This is a genomic window from Parageobacillus sp. NEAU-HV-2, from assembly GCF_059115485.1.
Genome location: NZ_JBXUJJ010000001.1, coordinates 131845 through 158503 on the forward strand (window position 1 = coordinate 131845; position 26659 = coordinate 158503).

The 26659-nt window shown below is 47.2% G+C and carries 21 protein-coding genes; 18 read left to right on the forward strand and 3 right to left on the reverse strand.

The annotated features are described in order from the left end of the window. Nucleotides 1-6: 6 nt before the first annotated feature. Complete coding sequence (gene yhfH, locus AC1WMD_RS00805) at nt 7-144, reverse strand: protein YhfH (protein WP_070104932.1); 138 nt, start codon at nt 142-144, stop codon at nt 7-9. Nucleotides 145-294: 150 nt separating this feature from the next. On the opposite strand from yhfH, the gene AC1WMD_RS00810 reads away from it, so the two are divergent. The 5 genes from AC1WMD_RS00810 (at nt 295) to AC1WMD_RS00830 (ending at nt 5699) form a co-directional block, all read left to right on the forward strand. Beyond that, nucleotides 295-1032, forward strand: coding sequence for an MBL fold metallo-hydrolase (locus tag AC1WMD_RS00810; protein WP_043903715.1), 738 nt, complete (start codon nt 295-297; stop codon nt 1030-1032). A 167-nt stretch (nt 1033-1199) separates the two neighbouring features. After that, on the forward strand, nt 1200-2744 hold the full coding sequence (locus AC1WMD_RS00815) for a fatty acid--CoA ligase family protein (protein ID WP_494255757.1): 1545 nt from the start codon (nt 1200-1202) through the stop codon (nt 2742-2744). A 137-nt stretch (nt 2745-2881) separates the two neighbouring features. Then, on the forward strand, nt 2882-3877 hold the full coding sequence (locus AC1WMD_RS00820) for an ABC transporter substrate-binding protein (protein WP_043903717.1): 996 nt from the start codon (nt 2882-2884) through the stop codon (nt 3875-3877). 57 nt (nt 3878-3934) lie between these two features. Then, nucleotides 3935-4939, forward strand: a complete 1005-nt coding sequence (locus AC1WMD_RS00825; RefSeq protein WP_043903718.1) for an ABC transporter permease — start codon at nt 3935-3937, stop codon at nt 4937-4939. Beyond that, nucleotides 4905-5699 carry an ABC transporter ATP-binding protein gene (locus tag AC1WMD_RS00830; protein ID WP_043903719.1) on the forward strand — a complete coding sequence of 265 codons (795 nt, stop codon included), beginning with the start codon at nt 4905-4907 and terminating at the stop codon, nt 5697-5699. Before AC1WMD_RS00825 ends, AC1WMD_RS00830 begins: the two co-directional genes overlap by 35 nt. Before the next feature lie 31 nt (nt 5700-5730). On the opposite strand, the gene dat is transcribed toward AC1WMD_RS00830, so the two are convergent. Continuing rightward, nucleotides 5731-6597, reverse strand: coding sequence for a D-amino-acid transaminase (dat, locus tag AC1WMD_RS00835; RefSeq protein ID WP_043903720.1), 867 nt, complete (start codon nt 6595-6597; stop codon nt 5731-5733). 403 nt (nt 6598-7000) lie between these two features. Between dat and AC1WMD_RS00840 the strand changes: the two genes are divergently transcribed. From AC1WMD_RS00840 to AC1WMD_RS00850, 3 genes are all read left to right on the forward strand, one after another. Continuing rightward, nucleotides 7001-7198 carry an adenine deaminase C-terminal domain-containing protein gene (locus AC1WMD_RS00840; protein ID WP_043903721.1) on the forward strand — a complete coding sequence of 66 codons (198 nt, stop codon included), beginning with the start codon at nt 7001-7003 and terminating at the stop codon, nt 7196-7198. Between the two features lie 73 nt (nt 7199-7271). Continuing rightward, entirely contained in the window at nt 7272-7991 is a 720-nt protein-coding gene (locus tag AC1WMD_RS00845; RefSeq protein WP_494255758.1) for an AzlC family ABC transporter permease, read from the forward strand. After that, a complete protein-coding gene (locus tag AC1WMD_RS00850) occupies nt 7984-8289 on the forward strand; it encodes a branched-chain amino acid transport AzlD family protein (RefSeq protein ID WP_043903722.1) in 306 nt (101 codons plus the stop codon). The genes AC1WMD_RS00845 and AC1WMD_RS00850 overlap by 8 nt, the downstream gene beginning before the upstream one ends. Nucleotides 8290-8500: 211 nt before the next feature. On the opposite strand, the gene AC1WMD_RS00855 is transcribed toward AC1WMD_RS00850, so the two are convergent. After that, nucleotides 8501-9091, reverse strand: a complete 591-nt coding sequence (locus AC1WMD_RS00855; RefSeq protein WP_043903723.1) for an SCO family protein — start codon at nt 9089-9091, stop codon at nt 8501-8503. Nucleotides 9092-9202: 111 nt separating this feature from the next. Between AC1WMD_RS00855 and AC1WMD_RS00860 the strand changes: the two genes are divergently transcribed. From AC1WMD_RS00860 to AC1WMD_RS00905, 10 genes are all read left to right on the forward strand, one after another. Next, the gene (locus tag AC1WMD_RS00860) at nt 9203-10474 is read left to right on the forward strand and encodes a M48 family metallopeptidase (RefSeq protein WP_043903724.1); all 1272 of its coding nucleotides are present in this window, start codon (nt 9203-9205) and stop codon (nt 10472-10474) included. A gap of 139 nt (nt 10475-10613) precedes the next feature. Then, nucleotides 10614-11900: an isocitrate lyase gene (gene aceA, locus AC1WMD_RS00865; protein ID WP_043903725.1), complete on the forward strand. Its 1287-nt coding sequence runs from the start codon at nt 10614-10616 to the stop codon at nt 11898-11900. A gap of 404 nt (nt 11901-12304) precedes the next feature. After that, nucleotides 12305-12511 (forward strand): hypothetical protein, encoded by a 207-nt coding sequence (locus AC1WMD_RS00870; RefSeq protein ID WP_043903726.1) that lies wholly within the window; start codon nt 12305-12307, stop codon nt 12509-12511. 147 nt (nt 12512-12658) lie between these two features. Continuing rightward, nucleotides 12659-13201: a competence protein ComK gene (locus tag AC1WMD_RS00875; RefSeq protein ID WP_043903727.1), complete on the forward strand. Its 543-nt coding sequence runs from the start codon at nt 12659-12661 to the stop codon at nt 13199-13201. 172 nt (nt 13202-13373) lie between these two features. Then, nucleotides 13374-13997 carry a TVP38/TMEM64 family protein gene (locus tag AC1WMD_RS00880; protein WP_043903728.1) on the forward strand — a complete coding sequence of 208 codons (624 nt, stop codon included), beginning with the start codon at nt 13374-13376 and terminating at the stop codon, nt 13995-13997. Between the two features lie 14 nt (nt 13998-14011). Further along, complete coding sequence (gene lepB, locus AC1WMD_RS00885) at nt 14012-14557, forward strand: signal peptidase I (RefSeq protein WP_043906485.1); 546 nt, start codon at nt 14012-14014, stop codon at nt 14555-14557. Between the two features lie 283 nt (nt 14558-14840). Then, nucleotides 14841-18341, forward strand: a complete 3501-nt coding sequence (gene addB, locus AC1WMD_RS00890) for a helicase-exonuclease AddAB subunit AddB (RefSeq protein ID WP_494255759.1) — start codon at nt 14841-14843, stop codon at nt 18339-18341. A gap of 1 nt (nt 18342) precedes the next feature. Further along, nucleotides 18343-22077, forward strand: a complete 3735-nt coding sequence (gene addA / locus AC1WMD_RS00895) for a helicase-exonuclease AddAB subunit AddA (protein WP_494255760.1) — start codon at nt 18343-18345, stop codon at nt 22075-22077. A 27-nt stretch (nt 22078-22104) separates the two neighbouring features. After that, complete coding sequence (locus tag AC1WMD_RS00900) at nt 22105-23286, forward strand: exonuclease SbcCD subunit D (protein ID WP_494255761.1); 1182 nt, start codon at nt 22105-22107, stop codon at nt 23284-23286. Further along, nucleotides 23283-26630, forward strand: coding sequence for an AAA family ATPase (locus tag AC1WMD_RS00905; RefSeq protein WP_494255762.1), 3348 nt, complete (start codon nt 23283-23285; stop codon nt 26628-26630). The genes AC1WMD_RS00900 and AC1WMD_RS00905 overlap by 4 nt, the downstream gene beginning before the upstream one ends. Nucleotides 26631-26659 lie beyond the last annotated feature (29 nt).

Below are 26659 nucleotides of genomic sequence, written 5' to 3' on the forward strand. Positions count from 1 at the left end.
CCAGCTTTATTGATGATAAGCGACACCAAGACAATCAGGGCATGTGTTGCCGTAGCACTCATGTTGCTCTTCAATTTCTTTGCCGCATTGCATGCATTTTTTTGGCGGTAGATTTTTGAAAAATTCTAACACTTTCACTAACATTTTGATCGCCTCCGTTGTTTTGTTACTTGTATTGTATTATAACAGTATTCATTTTGTCAATAACTGTTTTAAAACAAATTTCAACAAAGATGCAAAACGAATGAAATTGGTGTATGATGGTAAAAGAGGAATACATAAAGGAGGGGACGTATGAAAGTTACCGTCATCGGCTATTGGGGAGGATTTCCGGCCGCCAATGAAGCAACGTCCGGTTATTTGTTTGAACACGACGATTTTCGGTTGCTCGTTGACTGTGGAAGCGGTGTCTTGTCCAAACTGCAAAATTACGTGCCGGTAGAAAAACTGGATGCTGTCGTCGTCTCTCACTATCATCATGATCATGTTGCCGATATCGGTCCGCTGCAATATGCTCGCCTCATTAAGAAAAATCTCGGCACGGATCTGCCTGTGCTGCCGATTTACGGCCATCCATATGATCAAGGAGAATTTGCCCGTTTAACACACGAAGGAATGACGAAAGGAATCGCCTATCATCCAGAAGAGCCGCTTCAAGTGGGACCGTTTCACATCACGTTTATGAAAACCGTGCACCCGGTGATTTGTTATGCAATGCGGATTGCAGCAGGGGAAGCAACGGTCGTGTACACGGCAGACTCCAGCTATTTGCCGGAATTTGCCCCGTTTGCGAAAAATGCCGATTTGCTTATTTGTGAATGCAATTTTTACGCTGGACAAAACGCTGCACCCGCTGGCCATATGACAAGCGAAGAGGCAGCCACCATTGCCCGCGACGCCGACGTAGCGGAACTGTGGCTTACTCATTTGCCGCATTTTGGCGATCATGCGCAGCTTGTTGAAGAAGCCGGGCGGCAATTTTCCGGAAAAATACAGCTAGCGAAAACAGGTCTTGTGTGGGAAAAAGAATGATATAAATGTTCCTATCTTCGGGTTAACGGGGCCATTGGAGCTTGGAGAAGGAGGGCCAACTTTTTCTTGCCCTCTCTTTTTATTTTTTTTTATAATTAGTTTAGTTAGAATTTTTTTAATTATAAAATGAATGATAATTCATTCATTATTTTTGGGGAGGGAGCTTAATGAATTTATCGTTACGATTGGCAGAAGTAGCCAAGCAGCTACCTGACAAAACAGCGTATGTATTTGAAGGGGAACGCAGTACATACGGGGAACTGAATGCCGCCATTTCTAAATTCGCAAGCGGCTTATATAATATGGGAATCCGTCAAGGCGACCATATTGCGCTTCTGCTTGGAAATTCGCCGCAGTTTGTCATCGGCTTGTACGGAGCGCTGCGGTTAGGGGCGACGGTCATTCCGATCAATCCGATTTATACGCCGGATGAAATCGGATATATTTTATTGAACGGAGATGTGAAAGCGGTTATCGCGCTTGATTTGCTTGTTCCGATGTTTGCCCAGGCGCAAGGGAGCCTGCCGCTTCTTAAGCAGGTGATCATTTGCGAGACGCCGCAAGGAAAGGAAAAAGGGATTTCGTTGCCGGAATCAATGAAATCGTTTGCAGACGTCCTGCAATCCGGTGATGTGCATTTCCAAGGTCCGGAGCTGCAAGATGACGATGTCGCCGTGATTTTGTACACGTCAGGAACGACCGGAAAGCCGAAAGGAGCGATGCTGACACATAAAAATTTATATAGCAACGCCCAAGATATTGCCAATTACTTAAAAATTGATGAAAACGATCGCGTGATTGCGACGCTGCCGATGTTCCACGTATTCTGTTTGTCGGTGGCTCTGAATGCACCGCTGATGAACGGAGGAACCGTCCTCATTGTTCCGAAGTTTAGTCCGGCGAAAATTTTTCAAATTGCCCGCGAACAACAAGCGACCATTTTTGCCGGCGTGCCGACGATGTATAATTTTCTATATCAATATGAGGGAGGAAGCGCGGAAGACTTCCGTACATTGCGCCTCTGCATTTCCGGCGGCTCATCGATGCCGGTCGCATTGTTAAAAAATTTCGAGCAAAAATTCAACGTCATTGTCTCGGAAGGCTACGGCCTATCAGAAGCATCGCCGGTTACGTGCTTTAACCCGCTCGATCGCCCACGTAAACCCGGTTCGATTGGGACAAGCATTATGAACGTGGAAAACAAAGTGGTCAACGAATTTGGCGAGGAAGTGCCGGTAGGGGAAGTCGGCGAACTTGTTGTCCGCGGTCCAAACGTGATGAAAGGTTACTATAAAATGCCGGAAGAAACCGCCCATGCACTCCGCGACGGCTGGCTCCACACCGGGGATTTAGCGAGAATGGATGAGGAAGGATATTTTTATATTGTCGATCGCAAAAAAGAAATGATTATTGTCGGCGGCTATAACGTTTATCCGCGTGAAGTAGAAGAAGTGCTGTACAGCCATCCGGATGTGGTCGAAGCAGCGGTGGTTGGCGTGCCGGATCCCGATTACGGCGAAGCGGTAAAAGGGTTTGTCGTTTCGAAAAACCCGCAGTTAACGGAAGAAGCGTTAATCGAGTATTGCTGCCGCCATCTTGCCAAATATAAAGTCCCTAGTTCAATCGAGTTTTTAGACGAACTTCCAAAAAATACGACCGGAAAAATTTTACGCCGTGTCCTAAAAGAACGGTTAATTTCCTCCCATTCATAAAAAGTACTGAATTTTCGGTACTTTTTCTTTTTTTTTGAATAATATCATTGAAAATAGAATCATAAATTTATATAATTTAATGCATAAAAGCTAAAAAGCATAAAAACTAAAAAGCAATAAAGTGATAAGGGGATGGGATGATGAAAAAAAGGATTCAGCGTTTGGCAATGTTATGCTCGGCAAGCTTTTTGCTTTTGAGTGGATGCGGAGCAAAAGAAACGAGTGAAAACAAAGAGGGGGCAGAAAAGAAAACGTACCATATCGGCGTGACGCAAATCGTCGAACATCCTTCGCTCGATGCGGCTTTTAAAGGCTTTAAACAGGCGCTGAAAGACAAAGGGTTGTCCGTTTCCTATGATGTGCAAATCGCGCAAGGAGACATGAATAACAATCAGACGATTGCGAATAACTTCGTATCGGAGGGAGTGGATTTAATTTTTGCCAATTCCACACCAAGCGCCCAAGCGGCGTTGAATGCGACGAAAGATATTCCGATCGTGTTTACTTCGGTCACCGATCCGGTCGGAGCACAGCTCGTGCAATCGATGGAAAAGCCGGGAGGCAATGTGACGGGGACGACCGATACGCATCCGGATGCGATTCCAAAAACAGTGCAATTCATTGACAAGTATATAAATGGCAATCGCATTGGCATGGTTTATAACGCCGGGGAGCAAAACTCGGTCGCTCAAGTCGATGTGGTCAAACAAGCGATCAAAGGCACAGATTTGCAAATTGTTCCGGTTTCTGTATCGACGTCTGCAGAAGTAAAACAGGCGACGGAATCGCTTGTCGGAAAAGCGGACTGCATTTATATCATTACTGATAATACTGTTGTCTCTGCGCTCGAGTCGGTCATTCAAGTGGCGAGCGAGCATGATATTCCGCTGTTTGTCGGCGAATTGGATTCAGTGAAGCGCGGCGGCTTTGCCGCTTATGGTTTTGACTATTACGACATTGGCTATGAAGCTGGGGAAATGGCGGCACAGATTTTAAAAGAGGGGAAAAAGCCAGCGGATTTGCCAGTACAATATCCGCAAAAATTAAAGCTGTTGATTAACAAAAAAGCGGCGAAAGACATGGGTATCGAACTGAACCCAGAATGGGATTCGATTGCGGAATATATAGAATAAACATATATCCCTCCTTGGCATCAAGGAGGGATATGTTTCAAAAAGGTGGGGGCATGCATGTTAACAGCGATTTTTGGTGCTATGGAAGCAGGATTCATCTATGCCATTATGGCGCTAGGTATATATTTATCATTTAGAATTTTAGATTTTCCTGATTTAACGGTGGATGGCAGCTTTGTCACCGGGGCGGCCGTCGCCGCTGTGCTCATTATTAACGGAACAAATCCGTTTTTCGCTTCCGCCGTCGCATTGGGTGCAGGATTTATCGCTGGGGCGGTTACAGGACTGTTGCATACAAAGGGAAAAATTAATCCATTATTATCGGGCATATTAATGATGATTGCCCTTTATTCTATTAATCTGCGCATTATGGGACGCTCGAACGTGCCGCTTTTACAACAGGAAACGGTCATGACGATAATCGCCGAGGCGTGGCAAAAAACAGGGATAGACAATGTGTTAAACAGCATCATTGCTTTTTCCGGATTTCAGCCGCGGACATGGGCGATATTCATCACGATGGCGCTGCTCGCTGTCATCGTCAAGCTGCTGCTTGACCTGCTATTGAAAACGGAAATCGGGCTGGCGCTGCGCGCGACTGGAGACAATCAGCCGATGGTGTCGAGTTTTTCGGCCAATACCGATTGGCTCATCATTTTTGGCCTTGGGTTATCGAACGCACTCGTCGCCTTTTCCGGGGCGCTTGTCGCCCAATATGGCGGATTTAGCGACGTCGGCATGGGAATCGGGATGATCGTCATCGGACTAGCTTCCGTCATTATCGGGGAGGCGTTGTTTGGTACGCGCTCAATTGCGCGCGCTACATTGGCGGTTATTGGCGGCGCGATTGTCTACCGCATTATTTTAGCGCTCGCATTGCGGGTGCAGTTTTTGGAAACGGGAGATGTGAAGCTCATTACCGCTGTCATTGTCATGATTGCGTTGATCGTTCCAAACATCGCCGCTATGCAAAAAGAAAAGCGGCGGAAAAAGCGGAAAATGGAAAAACAAGCAAGGGGGGAGCACGTTGCTGGAGCTCAAACAGATTACGAAAGTATTTAATGAGGGAACTGTAGATGAGAAAGTAGCGCTGCGAACGATTAATTTAACGCTTGCCCCCGGCGATTTCGTTACGATTATCGGCAGCAACGGCGCCGGAAAATCGACGATGATGAACATTATTTCCGGACGGCTGTTTCCCGATACGGGCGTGGTGCGGATCAATGGCAAAGATGTAACAGCCATGAAGGAGCATGAACGCGCCCGCTATATCGGCCGCGTATTTCAAGACCCGCTTGCCGGCACAGCACCGCATATGACCATCGAGGAAAACTTGGCGCTTGCTTACAACCGCACGAAGCGGCGTACGTTAAAATTCGGCGTGACGAAACAAAAGCGTGACTTTTTCCGCGAGACGTTAAAGACGCTTCACTTAGGACTTGAAAGCCGATTGAACGCCAAAGTCGGAATGCTATCCGGCGGGGAGCGGCAGGCGCTGTCGCTGTTAATGGCGACGTTTACGAAGCCGGATTTGCTGCTTTTGGATGAACATACGGCCGCGTTGGACCCGGCGCGCGCCGAGCTCGTTACGGAGCTGACGAAAGAAATCGTTGAAAAATATCAGCTGACGACGCTGATGGTGACGCACAATATGGAGCAGGCGCTCCGCCTTGGTAATCGCCTCATTATGATGGACCGTGGGCAAATTATTTTCGAAGCGAGCGGCAAGGAGAAACAAGCATTGACGGTCGAGCGGCTGCTGCAAGAGTTTCAGCGTATCCGCGGCAGCCAATTCGCCAGCGACCGCGCCGTGCTAGGATAATAGATAAAGCGGGGAGTCCATCCCCGCTTTATTATTTTCCGCTTTTAACGGCAAGACCCGCCGCTTTTTCATAAGCAGCCTGCAGCTTTCTCGTCACCTCTCCCGGTTTGCCATCGCCAACGACTTGTTCTTCGACTTGGATGATTGGAATAATCGATGACGTGGTGCTGGTGAGAAATATTTCGTCCGCTTCGGCGATATCGTTAATAGAAAACGCTTCTTCTACTAATGGAATGCCAAGCTCGCTGCAAAATTGCTTTACTTTCATGCGAACAATGCCGTTTAAAATACGCTCTGTCGCCGGATGGGTGTATACTTTTCCCTCTTTAACTAAGAAAATATTCGAAGAGCTGCCTTCGGTAATGATGCCGTCGCGGTGAAGGATGGCTTCAAACGCTTGTCGCTCCACGGCTTCCTGTTTGGCGAGCACGTTTGGCAGCAAGTTTAAACTTTTAATGTAGCAATATTCCCAGCGGACATCTTTTGTCAAAATCGTCCGCACTCCGGTTTCGATTTCCTGCATTTTTCTTGGCATTTCCCGAATATAGGCGTACAAATTCGGACGGTTCTCCGCCGGAAACGCGTGGTTGCGCGGGAAGCTCCCTCTTGTCACCTGAAGATAGAGAATCGCGTCTTCTTTCACATTGTTCATTTCCCGCAGCAGTTCCAGCTTTTCCATCAGCACATCTTTTTCAAAAGGAACAGAAAGGCGAATCGCCGCCGCGGAACGGTATAGGCGGTCGATATGCTCCTCAAGCAAAAAATACGTTCCTTGATAGATGCGCGCGACTTCATAAACACCATCGCCAAACTGCAATCCCCGTTCTTCCATTGGGTAGGTTACTTCATGACGGGGGAGAAATTGTTTTTCCGTTAGTACGTACAGCTTTAATGTCATCGGTTTCAGCTCCTTTTTTTAGTATTATAAAAATTCAATTTATTTTCAGTATATCACGAACAAAAAAGGAGCTGTTTGTGATAAAGCATTTCGTTTTTCTACTAAGGTGAAATATGTCCTGCTGGGATACCGCTATTTTCGTTGGTGCTTTTTTGTTAGCCGCCAAAAGGTCAATGTCTACCTTTCACAGTCGCGCAGGTGGATGGTTGACGGATCGGAAAAGCCGTAATACAATGAGAGCAATTTATTTTCTATTAATGAAGAAAGCTTCTGCAAACGGCATCTTGTATAAACATCATAGAAAGGGAACGTGCAGTGAAAAGAGAACAGTTGCAAAAAAGAATCGCGGTAGCAGCAAAAAAGAGCCTGCAGATATTGTTGTGAAAAATGGAAAAATCGTTATGTGTTTACACATGAAATCGTATATGGACAGCTTGAACGATTGCATCAGTCGTTGAAAGATATCGGCTCACCGACATCATTTAATCCGTTCGTCACGTTATCCTTTCTGGTATGGCCAGTGATTCCAGAGCTGAAAATGACGGATCGTGGCTTATTTGATGTCAAAAGGTTTCAACATATTTCGGTTGAAGCACGATGAATTGGCCATTGCGAAAAATAAACAATTTTTAGATAATATTACAAAAGGGCTAGACAGAAACGGGGGATTCATCGTGGAAACGACATTGGCAGCGGGCAAAGCGTCGCTGTTCCGCCAAGGGATGCAAGCAGGCGTGAGCATCGCAATCGGTTATATGCCGATAGCGCTGACGTTCGGGCTGTTCGCAAAAACAACGGGACTAACGCTCGCGGAAACGGTGCTGATGAGCGTCATTGTGTTTGCTGGTGCTTCCCAGTACATTGCGTTAAACTTGCTTTCCATTGGCACGGGGACGTTTGAAATAGTGCTGACAACGTTTATTTTAAATATTCGCCACTTTCTCATGTCCGCTTCGCTAAACGAAAAAGCGGAGCCGGATTTGCTTTGGAAAAGGGCGCTTTATGCGTTTGGCATTACGGACGAAACGTTTTCCGTGGCGGCGATGAAAGAAGGGTCTGTGACCGCTTCTTACATGTTTGGACTTATTTTGATGTCATATGGCAGCTGGGTGGTGAATTCGGGCATCGGCCATCTTGTCGGTGCCAACTTGCCGCAAAGCTTGAAAGAGAGCATGTCGGTTGCGCTATACGCGATGTTTATCGGCCTGCTTGTCCCATCTTTGAAAAAACAGCGGAAAACGATTTGGCTTGCCGGAATGGCCGCAATCATCAATTCACTGTGCGTGCTTGCGCTGCATATTTCCAAAGGCTGGTCGGTCGTGATCGCGACGTTAACGGCGGCGATCATTGTTCAATGGCTGGCGAAAGAAAGCGGGGAAGAAGAGAATGCATAGCACAATCGTTTGGATGATTATCGGCATGGGGATAGTGACATACATTCCACGTATGCTTCCGCTTGTCGTGTTGCAGCGCGTCAAGCTGCCGCCGTTTTGGCAAGGGGTATTAAAAAACGTTCCATCCGCGACGTTAGGAGCGCTCATCGTTCCAGGCATCTTTTTCATTCATAAAGACATCTGGTTTGGCATTCTTGGGTTTATAAGCGCATTTGTCGCGGCATGGCTCGGCGCGAACGTTATTCTTGTCGTGCTTGTGTCTGTCGCGGTATTAAGCGTGTATGCGTTGCTTGGATGAAAAATGGAGGGATAGAAGAAGGAATAGCGGAAATACAGTGAATAAGGAGAAAAATGTAAAAAGGTAAGCACATATTCGAACATGAAATATGCGGCTTACCTTTTTCTCATTGGTAAACTTTCTGTGAAGGATTATGAAAAAATGTGCCGTTAAAACTAAAACGGAAGCGACGAGCCATCTTGTGGGAATTTTCATTCCGGTTGTTTTTTTGTTACTGAAGCTCATCCATAATCGTTTCGTACACTTCCTGTACGTGAAAGCGATTTTTCCCCATGCCAAACTGTTCGATAACGCGTCCGTTTTCATCTAATAAATAGGTTAATGTCGTATGGATCAGCATACCGTTGCCGGGGTCGCGATATTGAAAGTCGAAAGCGTCGGCTACCTTTTTCGTATCGGCTTCGCTTCCGCGTAAAAACATCCAGCCTTGCTGGGCGTTGGTCACGCCGAATGTTTTTGCGTACGTCCGCAGTTTTTCAGGAGTATCGCGCTTCGGGTCGATCGTAATCGTGATAAACTCGACCTTTTTGCCAAAAACGTGCGCTTGTTCCAGTTTCGAACGCAATTTCGTCATTTGAAAGGTTGTATTTGGGCAAATATCCGGGCAGTTTGTATACATAAATTCCAGCAAGCGGATTTTCGGTTTCATTTCGTTAAAATGATACTCATCTCCCCAAGCTGTTTCCATCACTACATCATCAGGCAGCCCCATTTTTGCCTGTTTGTATACGGTGAAATAAAGGATGCCGGCACCGACGCAAATAATAAACAAGCTGATTAATGATAAATACAATTTTTTCACGATGACCACTCTCCTATGTTTATCATACAAGAAAACGATAACAGATACGAAAGATATTTATGACACTTCTTTGACGTTCTTAATGATTATAGTTGTTAAGGAGGACATGGCATGAAAAAATTAGTCTATTGGGCGCTTGCCGTTTATGTGCTGTACGGGATCGGCATGGCATGGTATTTGCTTGTTGTCGCCGATATATCGATCCCGCCGCAGTGGAAAGGAACAAGCGCGGATCCTGCCACATTTCTAACGCCGAAAGAGCTAAAGTTAAGCGAGGAATATTCGCGGTGGAAAGATTTGTTGTTTTTTCTTTCTGTTCCGTACGAATGGCTAATCTATTTTGGATTGTTGGCATTTGGTGTCGCCCAGGCGCTGCGAACATGGGTAGAGCAGACGGCGAAATGGTTTCCTGTACAATCGGCTCTGTATGCGTTTTGGCTGTCTTTGATTATCACAGCGCTTTCGCTTCCCATCCAATTTGCCGGCTATCATCTTTCCCGCACCTATGGCGTCAGCACGCAATCGTTAGCAAGCTGGTTTCGCGACAGGCTGACCGATTTTTTCGTCCATACCGTGCTGCTTGTTTTGATTGCGGCGACATTGTATTGGCTGATTCGCCGTTTTGAGCGGCGCTGGTGGCTGTATGCGTGGATGCTGTGTGTGCCGTTTATGATTTTTTTTATGTTCATTCAGCCAGTTGTCATTGATCCGTTATATAACGAGTTTTATCCATTGAAGGATAAAAAGCTAGAAGCAAAAATTTTAGCGTTGGCAAGCGAAGCGAATATTCCTGCCGAGCATGTATTTGAGGTAAATATGTCAGAGAAAACGAATGCGTTAAACGCCTATGTCACCGGAATCGGTTCCCACGCGCGCATCGTGCTGTGGGATACGACATTGCAGCGGCTTAATGAAGATGAAGTGTTGTTTATCATGGCCCATGAAATGGGGCATTATGTGATGAAACATATTTATTGGGGGCTTGCCGGTTATATTGTTTTGGCGCTTTTTGGACTGTGGCTCGTCAGCAAGCTGATAAGATGGAGCCTTGGCCGATGGGGAAGGCGCATCGGAATCCGACGGTTGAGCGATATCGCTTCTTTTCCATTGCTGTTGCTTCTAGTTTCATTGCTTAGTTTTGCCGCCAGTCCGCTTGTGAATGCGGTGTCGCGCTATGAAGAACACGCGGCGGACAAGTACGCAATTGAACTGACAAAGAATACAGATGCGGCGATTTCTTCGTTTCAAAAGCTGACAAAAGCAGGGTTAAGCGAAGTCAATCCACCGCTTCTCGTGAAGCTGTTTCGCTATACGCACCCAACGATGCTAGAGCGAATCGTCTTTTTGGAAGAGTATGCGCCGCCTTTGCGGGAAAAGCGATGACAAAGCAGAAAGGAACTCCTTTCTGCTAACTTTTTTCAAAAATTTAAAAAAAACTGTTTTCTTTTTCGTTTATCTGTTATATAATAACTACGTACAAACCGGTAATGTGTTATAACAATATAGAGATGGGGGAAGGAAAATGGCGAGTTTTGAAGAACGTGTCAAACAATTAGAAGAAAGCTGGAAAAATGAAGAACGCTGGAGAGGAATCGTCCGTCCGTACAGCGCCGAAGATGTTATTAAATTGCGCGGTTCGATTGATATCGAATATACATTGGCGCGCCGCGGAGCAGAGAAACTTTGGAAATTGTTAAATACAGAAGATTATGTTAATGCGCTTGGTGCGTTAACTGGAAATCAAGCAGTTCAGCAAGTAAAAGCGGGATTAAAAGCGATTTATTTAAGCGGCTGGCAGGTGGCGGCAGATGCAAACCTTGCCGGACAAATGTATCCGGACCAAAGCTTATATCCGGCAAATAGCGTACCGCATGTGGTGAAGCGGATTAATCAAGCGCTGCAGCGCGCCGATCAAATTCAATATTTGGAAGGAAGCGGAGATATCGATTATTTCGCACCGATTGTCGCCGATGCAGAAGCTGGTTTTGGCGGTCAATTAAACGTATTTGAATTAATGAAAGCGATGATTGAGGCGGGTGCAGCCGGCGTCCACTTTGAAGATCAGCTTTCTTCGGAGAAAAAATGCGGCCACTTAGGCGGAAAAGTGCTGCTTCCAACGCAAACAGCGGTACGTAACTTAATTGCGGCACGTCTTGCAGCAGATGTCATGGGGGTACCGACCGTGTTAATTGCTCGTACGGATGCAAATGCGGCGAATTTAATTACGAGTGATGTTGATCCGTACGACCAAGAATTTATTACTGGCGAGCGGACGCCAGAAGGCTTTTACCGCACGAGAGCAGGGCTTGACCAAGCGATTGCCCGCGGCTTAGCGTATGCGCCATATGCCGATTTAATCTGGTGCGAAACAAGCGAGCCAAACTTAGAAGAAGCGCGTCGTTTTGCAGAAGCGATTCATGAAAAATTCCCAGGCAAATTACTTGCTTACAACTGCTCGCCATCATTTAACTGGAAGAAAAAATTGGACGACGAAACGATTGCCAAATTCCAAAAAGAACTTGGAAAAATGGGTTACAAGTTCCAATTCGTTACACTTGCTGGTTTCCATACATTAAACTACAGCATGTTCGAATTGGCACGCGGATACAAAGAGCGTGGTATGGCGGCATACGCAGAATTGCAACAAGCGGAATTTGCTGCAGAAAAATATGGTTACACAGCTACGAAACATCAGCGCGAAGTTGGTACCGGCTACTTCGACGAAGTAGCACAAGTGATTTCCGGCGGTCAATCATCAACGGTTGCGCTAAAAGGTTCGACGGAAGAAGAGCAATTTACGACGGCATAAGGGGAAATGGGGGAGTTTTATATAAAGAAGGGCATGCTTTACATAAGCGTGCCCTTTTGTGCTACATAGAAGTTACAATAAGGCGAGAGCCGGCAAGGAAAGCATACATATACCTACACAAAATGTGCAAAAAAGGAAATAGTAAGCGCAAAACGAGTAACATGGAGCGTATGTTCCAATTATAATTCCGAAAAGCCCTATAGATTTGCCATCAATTCTGATAGTTTGGCTAAAATACATGTAAAAAAGCTCAGCTGGTAAACAATCGAAAGCAGCGAAAAGATCGTTATGCCCGTTTTTTTCATGGTGTTACTTCCAGTTATTCAATGAAAGCGTCAACATCCCTTCAAGGCTTGTATCATTTGAAAAAAAATGACGCATCCTAATCGTAGGAGGCGGATCATATGGAAAAAGAACAGGAAAAAAGTGAAATGCCGTTCGAACCGGTGTTGCATTCAGAGTTCCGCATGAGCACGGATTTTCATTTTCAACAGGCGTTTATGAATGAGGAAACATATGCGGGAGATTCAGTCGGAGAGCATACCGAGCTCGAACAGGCGAATGAATATTTCGCGGCAAAAGAAATTCATCAAGTGTTTCATAATTCTTGAACAATCCCATGACTTTTGTCATGGGTTTTCTATATGATTGTATAGTGAAAAAATGGTTTAACTTTTTTGAAAATATAGAAAAATATAACTATTAATGGTATGATGGAATCGGATACAATGTCGCAATAAGAGAGGAGAGAAAGTAGGATGAAGGTAAATGAGTTTGTCGTCCTCGATAAATTTATTATCAGCCGCTATACGATGGCGGTTTTGCCCCACCACTTCCACGGCGATTCCTATGCGAAAGTGATCGAGGAAGACGGAGAGTATATCGTGAAAACGAGACCGATCGATATTATTAAACGAAGCTGCGATTATTATGGAGCTAGTTTTCGCGGTCGGAAAGAGGGAACGAGAGCCGTCATCGGCGTTACCCATAAAGCTCCAATCGCCATTGAGCCACTCAACGAAATTTATGTTTTCCCAACGATTTCCCCAAGTGATTCCCGCTGTGTTTGGCTGTCGCACATTCACGTATATAAATATGAGCCTACCAAAAATGATCAGACGATCGTTTATTTCACAAATGAAAAAAGTGTTTTACTCGATGTTTCCTATCATTCGTTTGTCAATCAACTGTACCGAACCGCCCAGCTTCGAACGAAGCTGTCGGAGCGAATGGAGGCAAGAGAGCGCAAATTGCAATATGTGTTTCGGATGAATCGTTCTAAAGATTGGTTGCAGCAGTAAGTCACTGTCGAAACCAAGGCGAAACGCTATTTCAATGGGATTTTTTCGCAAACGAAGCAGAAAAAAGCAGTGCCACCTATTAAATATTAATAATACTGTAAAGATTAGTTCAAATTCCCCATAGAAGTGTGTAAAATAAATATATAAAAATGCATTTGAATGGGGAGTATACATGGACGTCGAAACATTAAAGCAATGGTTTACTCTCGAAAACGTACTATCGATGTTAGAACAGTACCGCTCGTTCGGAGTGCTTCCAGGGATTGTGGCAACATTATTGGAATCATTTTTTCCCATCTTGCCTATGTTTGTATTTGTGATGGCCAATGCCGCCGCATTTGGTTTATGGAAAGGATTTCTTATTTCTTGGATCGGCGCCTGCCTTGGCTCGATTCTCGTTTTTTGGCTGACGAGGAAAATCGGACAGAAACGTTTTTTTCATTTTGTCAGCCGCCATCGGAAAGTTAGACAGTTTATGCATTGGATTGAAAGACATGGCTTTGGTCCTGTGTTTTTGTTATATTGCTTCCCCTTTACTCCATCAGCGTTGGTAAACATTGTCGCGGGATTGTCACGGATCAGCCGGCAGCAGTTTATTTTAGCGGTGTTATTGGGAAAAATGGTTATGATTTTTACAATTAGTTTTATCGGATATGACATTGTGGCGCTTGTGAAGCAGCCGCTGCGCACAGTCGCGATTGCAGTTGTCGTTATATTGTTATGGTATGCCGGAAAAAGGGTGGAAGCGAGATTTTCGCTTGCCGAGAAACAGCACAATGAGGGAGGCGCAGAATGACAGGTGATGGGAAAATGAAGAAAAACGAAAGACGGTGGCGCAATCTAGCTCTTTTTGTCGGGGTGCTTACGGTGATTTTCATTCGGTTTTTTTGCTTCACCAATTATATGGTGGAAGGAAAATCGATGATGCCAACATTACAGGAAGGAAATTTGCTCATTGTCAATAAGCTGAGTTATCAAATCGGACATATTCATCGGTTTGATGTCATTGTTTTTCATGCCAATAAAAAAGAAGATTACGTCAAACGCGTCATCGGACTTCCCGGCGATCAAATCGAATATAAAAACGATGTCCTCTACATTAACGGAAGAAAAATGAATGAGCCGTATTTACAGCCGTATAAGCAAAAATTGATTGGTGGAAAGCTGACAGGAGATTTTACGTTAGAGGAACTGACAGGAGAAAAAAGGGTGCCGGAAGGATGTATTTTTGTCCTTGGTGACAACCGGCTAAGCAGCTGGGACAGCCGCCATTTTGGGTTCGTGAAAATCAGTCAGGTAGTAGGGAAAGTAGATTTGCGCTACTGGCCTGTGCGGCAGTTCGCAGTCCAATTTTAAAAATGGAAAACATAAAAATCGCCAATGAATAGGCTGATTGTTTGGCAGGTTGTCTCGTCGTGTGTGCCGTTTGCAATATCATTTTCAAAGGTATTCAGCGATGCAAATTGCGCGTGGGATGCCTTTTTTCTTTCGCTGAATGGAAAATAAAATGTGTTGCGATAGCAGTGCTTTCTTTTTACACTGGTTATGTAGGAAGTGGAAAGGAAGCGCACTTTTTTCTTCCAAAATACGAACATATGTGCTAAAATGAAGGAAATAATGGAAAATGAAGGTGATATCCATGTCGCTTCGATTTCTGCTGGGAAGATCAGGAAGCGGAAAAACGGCAACGTGCTTAAATGAAATTCGCCGCAAATTACAAGAAGAGCCGAAAGGGAATCCGATTATTTATCTTGTCCCGGAACAAATGACGTTTCAATCCGAATACGCGTTAATACATACACCTGGGCTTGACGGAATGATCCGTGCGCAAGTATTTAGTTTTACGCGCCTGGCGTGGAGGGTTTTGCAGGAAACGGGTGGAATGAATCGATATCATATTAACGATGTCGGCATGCAGATGATGATCCGCAAAATTGTGGAACATCGCAAGCAGCAACTGCAATTATTTGGGCGCGCGGTGGATAAAACCGGTTTTATTCAGCAGCTTTACGACATGATTACAGAGTGTAAACGGTATTGCCTTACACCGCAGCAGCTCCGCCAACACGCGCAAGAGTTGGAGGAACATCTCAAAAAGCCCGCTGAAAAAGTGCTGGCGGATAAGTTAAACGATATATCGATGATTTATGAGGAACTGGAAAAAAGTTTAGCCAATCACTATATCGATTCGGAAGATTATTTGCGGCTGCTTGCGGAAAAAATTCCGCAATCGCGTTATTTACGCAACGCCGAAATTTATATCGACGGGTTTCATCAATTTACCCCGCAGGAGTATATGGTGCTTGAGCAGCTGCTGATTCATTGCCGGCGCGTCACCGTTTCATTGACGGTGGATGCGCCTTATGATGAAAGGCTGCCAAACGAATTGCATCTGTTTTATTTAACGGCAAAAACATACCATGACATTCGCGAAATCGCGCTGTTAAATGGGATTGCGATCGAAGATCCAGTAGTGCTGGGCGGAAATAGACGCCACCAAGAAGCAGCGCTCGCCCATCTTGAAGCGCATTATCATGATCGTCCTGCCGCTGTCTATTTGGAAAAGAGCGATGCGATTTGCGTGTATGAAGCGGCAAACCGCCGGGCAGAAATCGAGGCGATCGCTCGTGAAATCGTTCATCTTGTCCGCGACAAAGGTTACCGCTATCGTGATATCGCCGTCATCGTCCGCAATACGGAAGCGTATCGCGATTTCATCAAAACGATTTTTTCCGATTTTCATATTCCATATTTCATGGATGAAAAAGAACCTATGCACCATCATCCGCTCATTGAATTGTTGCGGGCGAGCATGGAAATTATGACGTCGCGATGGCGTTATGAAGCCGTGTTTCGCGCGATTAAGACCGATTTGCTGTTTCCGGTCGGCGAAGATGTAGCCGCGCTACGCGAAGCGATGGACAAGCTGGAAAATTACGTGCTCGCGTACGGCGTGAAAGGAGATAAATGGACGAACGGCGAACGTTGGACATACCGCCGCTATCAGGCGTTGGAAGGGTTGGCGATTCCGCAGACGGACGAAGAGAAGCAATATGAAGAAATGCTGAATCAATGGCGCGAAATGGTGACTACTCCACTTCTTCGGCTCGAGCGCCGCATGCGTCGAGCAAAAGACGGACGGGGTCTTTGCGAAGCGATTTATCTATTTTTAGAAGAATTGCAAATTCCTAAAAAGCTAGAGAACATGAGCAATGAAGCACAAGAGCAGGGAAAGCTTGTTGAGGCCAGACATCATGAACAAGTATGGAATGCGGTCATCGACTTGCTCAACCAGTATGCGGAAATGCTCGGAAATGAAACATTGCCTGTTACGGAGTTTGCAAAAATTATTGAAACGGGGCTCGACCGTCTTGAATTTGCGCTTGTCCCGCCGGCAATGGATCAAGTGATTATCGCGCAGCTAGACCGTTCGCGCCTCATCGATATAAAATGCGCATTTGTGATCGGAGTCAATGACGGGGTGATTCCGGCCAAAGCAAAAGAAGACGGGTTAATCGCCGAGGCGGAGCGGCAGCTATTGCATGAATTAGGTGCGCGAGTAGCTCCGGGGGGAAGAGAGCAATTATTTTATGAACCTTTTTTCATCTATTTAGCGTTAACGTGTCCAAGTGAACGTCTATATGTCACTTATCCGCTTGCCAATGAAGAAGGAAAAGCACTGCCTCCTTCGATCGTCATCAAGCATTTGGCTGATTTATTTCCGAATTTGCAAAAACGTGTATGCGGAAACGATCCGCTTGATGCGGCGCTTACGGAACAAGCATCGTTTGTGACCGCACCAGGCGCGACACAAACTTATCTCGTCGCACAGCTTCAGGCATGGAAGCGCAATTATTCCATTGCCCCGCTATGGTGGGACGTATACAACTTTTTCATCAGCGACCCAAATTGGAGCAAGCAGGTGCAAAAAGCGATCTCCGGGCTATTCTATACAAACGAAACAGCCCCGTTGAAAAAAGAAATCAGCAAGCGGCTATACGGCAAAAAAATTCAGGCGAGCGTATCGCGCATGGAACAATTTCAAAAATGCCCGTTTTCCCATTTCGCTTCCCACGGGTTGCGCCTCAAGGAGCGGACCATTTTCCGGCTTGAAGCTCCGGACATCGGCCAGCTGTTCCATTCCGCGCTAAAAATGATATCCGACCGCCTGCGCGAAGCAAATACCGATTGGCGGCATTTATCCAGACAGCAATGCGAACAGCTGTCCACCGAAGCGGTGGAGCAGGTCGCCCCTCTCATTCAGCAGCAAGTATTATTCAGCTCGAATCGCTATTACTATATGAAGCGGAAGCTGCAAAACGTCATTGCCAGAACGGCGCATGTGTTAAGTGAGCACGCTAGGGCAAGCGGCTTCGTGCCCGTCGGTTTGGAGCTGGAGTTCGGCCCTAACGGCGTGCTTCCGCCGCTAGCGTTCCGGCTTCCCGATGACACCGTGATGGAACTGGTCGGGCGAATCGACCGCGTCGATAAAGCGGAAAGTTCAAGAGGGGTTTTATTGCGCGTGATTGACTATAAATCTAGCGCCAAAACGCTCGATTTAACAGAAGTATACTATGGACTCGCCTTGCAGATGCTTACCTACCTGGATATTGTGCTTACGTATGCCGAACAGCTAGTCGGACAAGAAGCTTTCCCTGCCGGCATCCTTTATTTCCATGTGCATAATCCGATGATAAAAAGCAATCAATTCCTGCAAGATGAAAAAGAGATTGAGAAAAAGCTGCTCGAACAGTTTAAAATGCGTGGTCTGCTGCTAGAAGATGCGGAGGTCATCCGCTTGATGGATATGCAAATTGAGGAAGGAAAATGGTCGCTCGTTGTTCCCGCGCAAATTACTAAAAAAGGTGCGATTCATTCGAAGTCTTCGGTTGTCAGTGAAACAGATTTCGCCTATCTGCGTCAACATATTCGCCAGCTGTTCCAAATGATTGGCATTCAAATTGTTGACGGGGTCGTTGATATCGCTCCGTACAAGCTGAAGGAACAAACTCCTTGCGAGTTTTGCTCGTTTAAGTCAGTTTGCCAGTTTGACGAATCATTCCAAGGCAATCGTTACCGGCTGTTAACACCGAAGGACAATCAGGCGATCATGAAAAAAATATCGGAAGGGAAGGACTGAAATGAGCGTCACGCTTCGCCCAAAGCCGGCAGGAAGCCGTTGGACGGATGAACAATGGAAAGCGATTGCCGCTGACGGACAGGACATTCTCGTCGCGGCAGCGGCGGGGTCTGGAAAGACTGCTGTGCTTGTCGAACGGATTATCCAAAAAATAATGGCAGAAGAAGACCCAATTGATGTAGACCGGCTGCTTGTTGTTACATTTACGAACGCAGCGGCGGCGGAAATGAAAGCAAGAATTGCAGAAGCGCTTGAACGCGAGCTGGAGAAACAGCCGAGTTCGCTTCATTTGCGGCGGCAGCTCAGCCTATTGAACCGCGCTTCCATTTCTACCATCCACTCTTTCTGTTTGGATGTGATTCGCAAATATTATTATTTCATTGACCTGGATCCTGTATTTCGCATCGCCGATGATACAGAAATCGAACTGTTAAAAGAGGAAGTGATGGAAGAGCTGCTCGAGGAGGAGTACGGAAAAGCGGATAATGAGCTGTTTTTCCAAGTGGTAGACCGCTATACGGGAGACCGGAGCGACGCCGAGCTGCAGGAAATGATTTTAGCCATCTATGAGTTTTCCCGCTCACACCCAGAGCCGCAGCAATGGCTTGATCAGCTTGCCGCTATGTATGACATCGAGGAACATACATCAGTGGAAGAGCTCCCGTATTATTCTTATTTGAAAAAATATGTAATGATGGAGCTGTCCGCGGCAAAACGGCTCATTACAAGGGCGCTCCGTTTGACGCAATCGCCGGGAGGGCCGCTGCCGTACGCAGAAAATTTTCATCAAGATTTACAGTTTATTCAACACTTAGAAACGTTGTTTGACCAGTCATGGGACGAGCTGTACGAAGCGCTGCAGGCTTTGTCGTTATCGCGGTTAAATTCGTGCCGCGGCAGTGAATATGACCCGCAATTAATCGAGGAAGCAAAATCATTGCGCGAACAGGCGAAAAAGAAACTGGAGTTGCTGCGCGATAATGTCTTTTCCCTTCGACCGGCCACATGGCTTCGGCATATGCGCGAAATGAAGCCGGTTGTCGAAACGATCGTGCGCTTGGTCAAGCGCTTTGCGGAAATGTTTCAAGCATATAAGCGGGAAAAGGGAATTGTCGATTTTTCCGATTTGGAGCATTATTGTTTGCAAATTTTACGCCATCCTGACTCTGCGGATGGACAATGGCTTCCTTCCGACGCGGCTTTAGATTACCGCGCACAGTTTGTCGAAGTGCTTGTCGATGAGTATCAAGATACGAATATGGTGCAGGAGGCCATCTTGCAGCTGGTCAAAAAAGGAAATGAACGCACTGGAAATCTATTTATGGTCGGTGACGTCAAACAGTCGATTTATCGTTTCCGTCTGGCGGAACCGCTGTTGTTTTTAAGCAAATATAAACGGTTCACATCAGACGGAAGCCAATCGGGAATGAAAATCGATTTGGCGAGCAACTTTCGCAGCCGCTCCGAAGTGCTGCACGGGACCAACTTTATCTTTCAGCAAATTATGGACGAGAACGTCGGCGAGATGGACTATGACGAAGCGGCGCAATTAAAATATGGAGCCACTGATTATCCCGATTACGAGCAGGCGGTTCCGGAATTCATCATCGTAGACCGAAACAGCAAAGATGGGGAAGAAACGGAAGAACTGAGCGCTGTCGACTTGGCGCTGGCGGATCTTGAAGCGCGCGTGATGGCGAAAAAAATAAAAGAAATTGTTTCCAAACCGTTTTATGTGTATGACCGCAAAACAAAACAAATGCGCCGCGCTATGTACCGGGACATTGTCATTTTGCTGCGGTCGATGACAAACGCGCCGCAAATCATCGAAGAATTTCGCGCGCACGGCATTCCGGTGTACGCGGACTTATCTTCCGGCTATTTTCAGGCGACGGAAATATCGATTATGTTGTCTCTGTTAAAAGTGGTCGACAATCCGTATCAGGATATACCGCTTGCCGCCGTGCTGCGTTCGCCGATCGTCGGCTTAAACGAAAATGAGTTAGCGCTGATTCGCATTAGCGATAAAAAAGGGACATTTTATGAGGCAATGATCGCCTTTTTGCAGAAACCAGCAGAGAGTACGGAAGAAGAAGGGCTGCAGGAAAAATTGCGCCCGTTTGTCGAACAATTACAGCAGTGGCGGACGATGGCGCGGCAGCGTTCGCTGGCCGATGTGATTTGGCAGCTGTATCGGGATACGCAGTTTTACGATTTTGTCGGCGCCCTGCCTGGGGGAAAACAGCGGCAGGCGAATTTGCGCGCTCTTTATGACCGCGCCCGCCAATATGAGACGACGTCATTCCGCGGATTGTTCCGCTTTTTGCGGTTTATCGAGCGCCTGCAAGACCGCGGGGACGATTTAGGCGCGGCGCGCACCCTTGGCGAACAAGAAGATGTCGTGCGGATGATGACGATCCATAGCAGCAAAGGGCTTGAGTTTCCGATCGTGTTTGTAGCCGGGTTAGCCCGTCCGTTTCATATGCGCGATTTACACGGCCCGTATTTGCTTGATAAAGAACTTGGCTTTGCTTCGCGTTTTGTGGACCCGAAGCTGCGCATCAGCTATCCGACATTGCCGCAAATGGCAATCCGGGAGAAAAAACGGCTTGACTTTTTGGCGGAAGAAATGCGGATTTTATATGTGGCGCTAACAAGAGCGAAAGAAAAATTGTATTTAGTCGCCGCGGTAAAAGATGCGGAAAAAGAAATAACCAAATGGAAAAGTGCCGTAACGGAGGAAGGATGGCTCTTGCCTGATGATGTCCGCGCTTCTGCCCGTTGTTATTTAGATTGGATCGGCAGGGCGCTTATCCGTCACCGCGATGGAAAGCGGTTGGCCGATGTGCCCGGTGTGTGCGAAAAAATCGCTTTCCACCCATCTGTCTGGCATATGGAAGTCATTCCGGCGAGTCAGTTAAACGATGAAAATGGGGAAGCGGAACAGGCAAATGAACAAATAATGTCTGCGCTGAAAAAAGGAGAGCCTGTCCCGAACATGGGGGAACGGAAAGAAGAAGTCAAACGCCTTCTTTCGTGGCGGTACGCGTATGAAAAAGAAACGGTGGTGCGCGCCAAGCAAACGGTATCGGAGTTAAAGCGGCAGCGCGACATTTTCGGGGAAGACGCGGATCGGCTGCTGCTTCAGCACACTGTTACGCCGATTTTTGAACGTCCGCTGTTTATGCAGGAGAAAAAATTGACACCAGCGGAAAAAGGGACGGCCATGCATATCATCATGCAGCATGTAGACATAACGGCACCGGTTACGGAAGAGTCCGTTCGCGAGCAAATCGCAAAGCTCGTGCAACGGGAGCTGCTGACACATGAACAGGCGGAAGCGATTGATGTTTCCAGCGTTGTCGCGTTTTTCGCAACAGACATTGGCCAGCGCTTGTGTACCGCTGGTGAAGTGTATCGCGAAGTTCCGTTTAGCTTCGCGCTTCCAGCTAAAGAAGTATACGGCGACGGCATTGGCGAAGAAAGACGAGTGTTGGTGCAAGGAGTGATCGACTGCCTGTTTGCCGACGAAAAAGGGCTTGTCTTAATCGATTTTAAAACGGACACCGTCACCAATCGGTTTGCCGGCGGATGGAGCGAAGCGAAGCAGGTGATTGCATCCCGATATGAAACACAAATGCGCTTATACCGGCGCGCTGTCGAGCAAATTTGGCGCACGCGTGTCGATGAATGCTATTTATATTTGTTTGACGGATCTCATCTTCTTTCCGTTTAAAAAATGGTAAAAGGGGGAGGGGCAGCGATGCGCATTTTGCATACCGCAGACTGGCATTTAGGGAGAACGCTGGAAGGAAGAAGCCGGCTGCCGGAGCAGGAGCAGTTTTTAGATGAATTAGCGGACATCGTCGAGAAAGAAAACATTGATGTCATATTAATGGCGGGCGATGTGTTTGATTCGGTAAACCCTCCGGCAGCGGCAGAACAATTGTTTTACGAAAGCCTTGCCCGCCTTTCCGATAAAGGAAAACGGCCGATCGCGGTGATCGCCGGAAACCACGATCACCCCGAGCGCATTAGCGCGGCGCGGGCATTGCTCAATGATTACAATATCTTTCTGCTCGGCTGGCCGGATACATCGATTTATCGCATTGACGTACCGGCGTGCAACGAAACGATGCTGCTTGCCCCGCTTGCCTATCCGTCCGAATCCCGCCTGGCGCAATTGCTGTCGAAAGAACATTCCGAGGCGGCACTGCGCGATCGGTATGATGAGCGAATCCGCCATTTATTTGAAGTCATGGCCGCTTCTTTTACGGAAAAGACGGTTAATATCGCCATGAGCCACCTTTATGTGGCGGGAGGAAGCACCTCGGATTCGGAGCGTCCGATCGAGGTCGGCGGCGCTTATACAGTAGCTGCAACAAGTCTGCCAAAACAAGCGCAGTATGTTGCGCTCGGCCATTTGCACCGCCCGCAAGATGTCAAACGTGCGGAAACGGCAGCCCGCTACTCGGGCTCCCCGCTTGCCTATAGCTTTTCCGAGGCGGGCTATGCCAAATCGGTGACGATCGTCGATGTAAAGCCAGGGACAAAAGCGGCCGTTTCGGAAATTCCGCTCTCTTCCGGCAAGCCGCTTGTGAGATGGAAGGCGACGGACGGGCTTGCGCAAGTGTACCGCTGGTGTGAGGAAGGAAAAGACGCGTCGAGTTGGATTGATTTGGAGATTCACCTTTCTGAGCCGCTGACAATGGAAGAAATTTATCGTCTACGCAAGCTGCATCCCGGTTTTGTACATATTCGTCCTGTTTTCACTGATAAAGAAGAGCATGACACCGGTGTAAAACATGAGCAATTATCATTAGAGGAAATGTTCCGCCGCTTTTATGAACGTCAAACGGGCGGGCATAAACCGGATGATGAGCTGGTCCGCCTCTTTTTAGAGCTGGTGGCGGACGAGGAAGAAGAGGGGGAGGCGGAAGAATGAAGCCGATTTCGTTGACGATCGCGGGGCTGCATAGTTTCCGCGAGAAGCAGACGATCGACTTTCAATCTTTATGCGAAGGCGGCGTTTTTGGTATTTTCGGCCCGACGGGAAGCGGCAAATCGACGATTTTAGACGCGATGACGCTCGCCTTGTTTGGCAGTGTCGAACGGGCGCCAAACCATACACAAGGGATTATGAACCACGCGGAAAACGAGCTGTTTGTTTCTTTTACCTTCGAATTGGAAAACGCGTCTTGTACAAAGCGATATACAGTAGAGCGCAGCTTTAAAAGAGGGGATGAATGGCGGACAAAAAGCGCCGTCTGCCGCTTGATCGAGCACGGCGAGGAGCCGGTGGTGCTCGCTGATAAATTAACGGAAGTCAATAAGGAGATCGAACAGCTGCTCGGATTGGCGATGAAAGATTTTACGCGCGCCGTCGTGCTGCCGCAAGGAAAATTTGCCGAGTTTTTATCACTAAAAGGCGCTGAGCGACGGCAAATGTTGCAGCGTCTTTTCCATTTGGAACCGTATGGCGACCAGCTAAATAAAAAATTGAAAGAAAAATTGGCCAGCGTTTCAAACGAGTGGAACGAGGTGGCTGCTGAAAAAGCCGGTTTGGGCGATGCTTCCAAAGAAGCATTGGAACAGGCAAAACAGCAGTTCAACACCTTGCAGGGGTTATTGCAAAAGCGGAAAAAAGAGCTGCATGATATGGAGAAAACGGTAGAACGGGCCAAACAATTATGGACGTGGCAAAAGGAAAAAGAAGAGCTTCAAGCGGAGCTGGCGCGTTTTGCCGAACAAGAACGACATATTCGTCTATTAGAAACAAAAAAAGAACGGGCGGAACAGGCGGAGCGGATATGGCCGTACTGGGAACAGTATGAAAAAACGCTTCGCTTTATGGAAGCTGCTTTCGCCAAACAAAAGGAGCTGCAGCATAAGCTTGCCCAGGCAAAGGTGCTTTATGGACAAGCGATGCACCGCTATGAACAAATTCGCCAAGAAAAGGCTTCCCAGGAGCCGCGTCTATTGGCTAAAAAAGAACAGCTCGCGCAGGCGAAGCAACTGGCAATGCAAATCCGCGCGCTAGAATCGGAAATTAGCGAGCTTGAAAAACAAATACATTCCATCGAATTAGAGAAACAAAAAGCGGCGGAACAGCGCGGGGAAGCAGAAAAATGGTATGAGCGCGGCTTAGCGAAACAGCAAATGCTGAAAGAAGAGATGCAAAAGCATGTTCGTTCACTAGAATCAAAAGAGCGGATCGAGCAGGCGTATGATGAAAAACAGCAAATCGAAAGAGCGGCAGACGCCCTCCGCCATGCGCAGCAACAGCTGGCGCAAAAGCAGCAGGCATGGGAGCAGGCAAACAAAGAATGGGAAAAAAGAAAGCGGTATGCGGAAACAGCAAAAGAGAAATTACATATTTTATTTCAGCGCATCGAAAAAACATATCATTCGGTTTGCGAGCGGCAATGGCAGTTGGAGAAGCTCCTATACCGGTACGAGCAACAGCTCGAGCAAGAACGGAAAAAAGCAGAAGAGGCGAAAACGGCGGAACTGGCCGCCATTTTGGCCAAACAGCTCCGTCATGGAGAGCCATGCCCTGTCTGCGGCTCGCGCGAACACCCTCATCCCCGTGTACACGCTGATTCGGCCGATGCTCAGACGGTCTTAGTAATCGAGAAACATATTAAACAAGGACAGCTCGATATGCAAACGCTCCTTTCTCTCAAAGCCCAGCTCGAGCAGCTTGCGCAGTTTGTCGGCAATGAATGGATCTTTGAGCGCTTGGATGTGAGCCAATGGAAAGTGGAAGAGGACGTCAATATTACCGTGGAAGCGAAGGCGCTGCAACAGGACTGTCTGCAGTTAAGGGAAGCTGTCCATCAGGCATTACAGCAATGGCGCAATGCGGAATCGGCGCAGCAGGCAACCGAGCAGCAAATCCAACTTCTGAAAAAAGATATACAACAGCTGCAGAGCGAATGGCAGCGTCGAGTGGACGAATATAACCAGCTAGAAACAGGCTGGCGCGAAAAATATCCTGATTTTTCCCTGACAGCGATCGATGAACTGCGCCAACAAATGCGCAAGCAGGAAGAGGTGGTCCGCCATTTGCAAAAGCGGATTGATGACAGCGTTTCGTTTCTTGAAAATAAATTGCGGGAAAAAGAACGGCTGGCAGAGGAAGAGCGGAAGCTGGAAACAGAAAAAGTGCGTCTCGCTTCTTTAGGCCAAACGAAACGAAAGTTAGTGGAAGACTATCGGCAACAATTAATAGAAAAGGCAGGGACAGAAAGCATCGAACCGCAGCTTTGCCAAGTAGAAGAGCAACTGCGCCAGCTGCAAGCGGAAGAAGAGCAAGCTTATCAGACATGGCTGCACATGCAGAAACAATATCAAACACTAGAAGCCGAGGAAAAAGCGGCTGGGCAGTCGCTAGAGGAAGGAAAAGTGCGGTATGAAGAGGCGAAATCACGCTGGCTTCAAGAACTGGGAAAAACGATATTTGCTGATGAAAAGGAAGTAAAAGAAGCAAAGGTTGCAGAGGAAGTATATTCCGAGTGGAAGCAGCAAATCGATGACTATTGGCGGAAAAAGCAGCAAGTGCAGCATCGTCTCGAACAGCTGGCAGAGGCGATGCAGGGGGAAACGATCGATAAAGAGCAATGGGAAGAGCTGCAGGCGGTATACAGGGAGATCAAGCAGCAGGTCGACGAGGCGATCCAGCAATTAGGCGCCGCACAAACGAAAGTAGAAGAGTTAACAAAAAAACATGAGCGGTTTATCGAATTAGAGAAAAAGCAGGAGCAGCTAACCGCCCTGATCGATCGTTATAAACATCTGCAATCCATTTTAAAGGGAAACAGCTTTGTGGAGTTTATGGCAGAAGAACAGCTCATTCAAGTCACAAGAATGGCATCGGAACGGCTGCACTCGCTAACGAGACAGCGCTATTCGCTCGAAATCGACTCACAAGGAGGGTATTTGATCCGCGATGACGCCAACGGCGGCGTCAAGAGGCCGGTGACCACTCTGTCAGGAGGGGAAACGTTTTTAACGTCATTGTCGCTTGCTTTGGCGTTATCGGCGCAAATTCAATTGCGTGGAGAATATCCGCTGCGGTTTTTCTTTTTGGATGAAGGGTTTGGCACGCTTGATGCCGAGCTCCTTGACACCGTGATTTCCGCGCTGGAGAAGCTTCACATGCAACGGCTTTCCATTGGAGTCATTAGCCATGTGCAGGAAATTCGCTCCCGTTTGCCGAAACGGCTGATTGTCGAGCCGGCAGAGCCGGGTGGGCGCGGAACGAGAGTGAGATTAGAAGTCATGTAACTGCTATGTACATGCAAAGCCGCCTGCTT

Coding starts and splice junctions, on each gene's coding strand:
- yhfH (WP_070104932.1), bottom strand. CDS start 144: ATGTTAGTGAAAGTGTTAGAATTTTTCAAAAATCTACCGCCAAAAAAA.
- AC1WMD_RS00810 (WP_043903715.1), top strand. CDS start 295: ATGAAAGTTACCGTCATCGGCTATTGGGGAGGATTTCCGGCCGCCAAT.
- AC1WMD_RS00815 (WP_494255757.1), top strand. CDS start 1,200: ATGAATTTATCGTTACGATTGGCAGAAGTAGCCAAGCAGCTACCTGAC.
- AC1WMD_RS00820 (WP_043903717.1), top strand. CDS start 2,882: ATGATGAAAAAAAGGATTCAGCGTTTGGCAATGTTATGCTCGGCAAGC.
- AC1WMD_RS00825 (WP_043903718.1), top strand. CDS start 3,935: ATGTTAACAGCGATTTTTGGTGCTATGGAAGCAGGATTCATCTATGCC.
- dat (WP_043903720.1), bottom strand. CDS start 6,597: ATGACATTAAAGCTGTACGTACTAACGGAAAAACAATTTCTCCCCCGT.
- AC1WMD_RS00850 (WP_043903722.1), top strand. CDS start 7,984: ATGCATAGCACAATCGTTTGGATGATTATCGGCATGGGGATAGTGACA.
- AC1WMD_RS00860 (WP_043903724.1), top strand. CDS start 9,203: ATGAAAAAATTAGTCTATTGGGCGCTTGCCGTTTATGTGCTGTACGGG.
- aceA (WP_043903725.1), top strand. CDS start 10,614: ATGGCGAGTTTTGAAGAACGTGTCAAACAATTAGAAGAAAGCTGGAAA.
- AC1WMD_RS00870 (WP_043903726.1), top strand. CDS start 12,305: ATGGAAAAAGAACAGGAAAAAAGTGAAATGCCGTTCGAACCGGTGTTG.
- AC1WMD_RS00875 (WP_043903727.1), top strand. CDS start 12,659: ATGAAGGTAAATGAGTTTGTCGTCCTCGATAAATTTATTATCAGCCGC.
- AC1WMD_RS00880 (WP_043903728.1), top strand. CDS start 13,374: ATGGACGTCGAAACATTAAAGCAATGGTTTACTCTCGAAAACGTACTA.
- lepB (WP_043906485.1), top strand. CDS start 14,012: ATGAAGAAAAACGAAAGACGGTGGCGCAATCTAGCTCTTTTTGTCGGG.
- addB (WP_494255759.1), top strand. CDS start 14,841: ATGTCGCTTCGATTTCTGCTGGGAAGATCAGGAAGCGGAAAAACGGCA.
- addA (WP_494255760.1), top strand. CDS start 18,343: ATGAGCGTCACGCTTCGCCCAAAGCCGGCAGGAAGCCGTTGGACGGAT.
- AC1WMD_RS00900 (WP_494255761.1), top strand. CDS start 22,105: ATGCGCATTTTGCATACCGCAGACTGGCATTTAGGGAGAACGCTGGAA.
- AC1WMD_RS00905 (WP_494255762.1), top strand. CDS start 23,283: ATGAAGCCGATTTCGTTGACGATCGCGGGGCTGCATAGTTTCCGCGAG.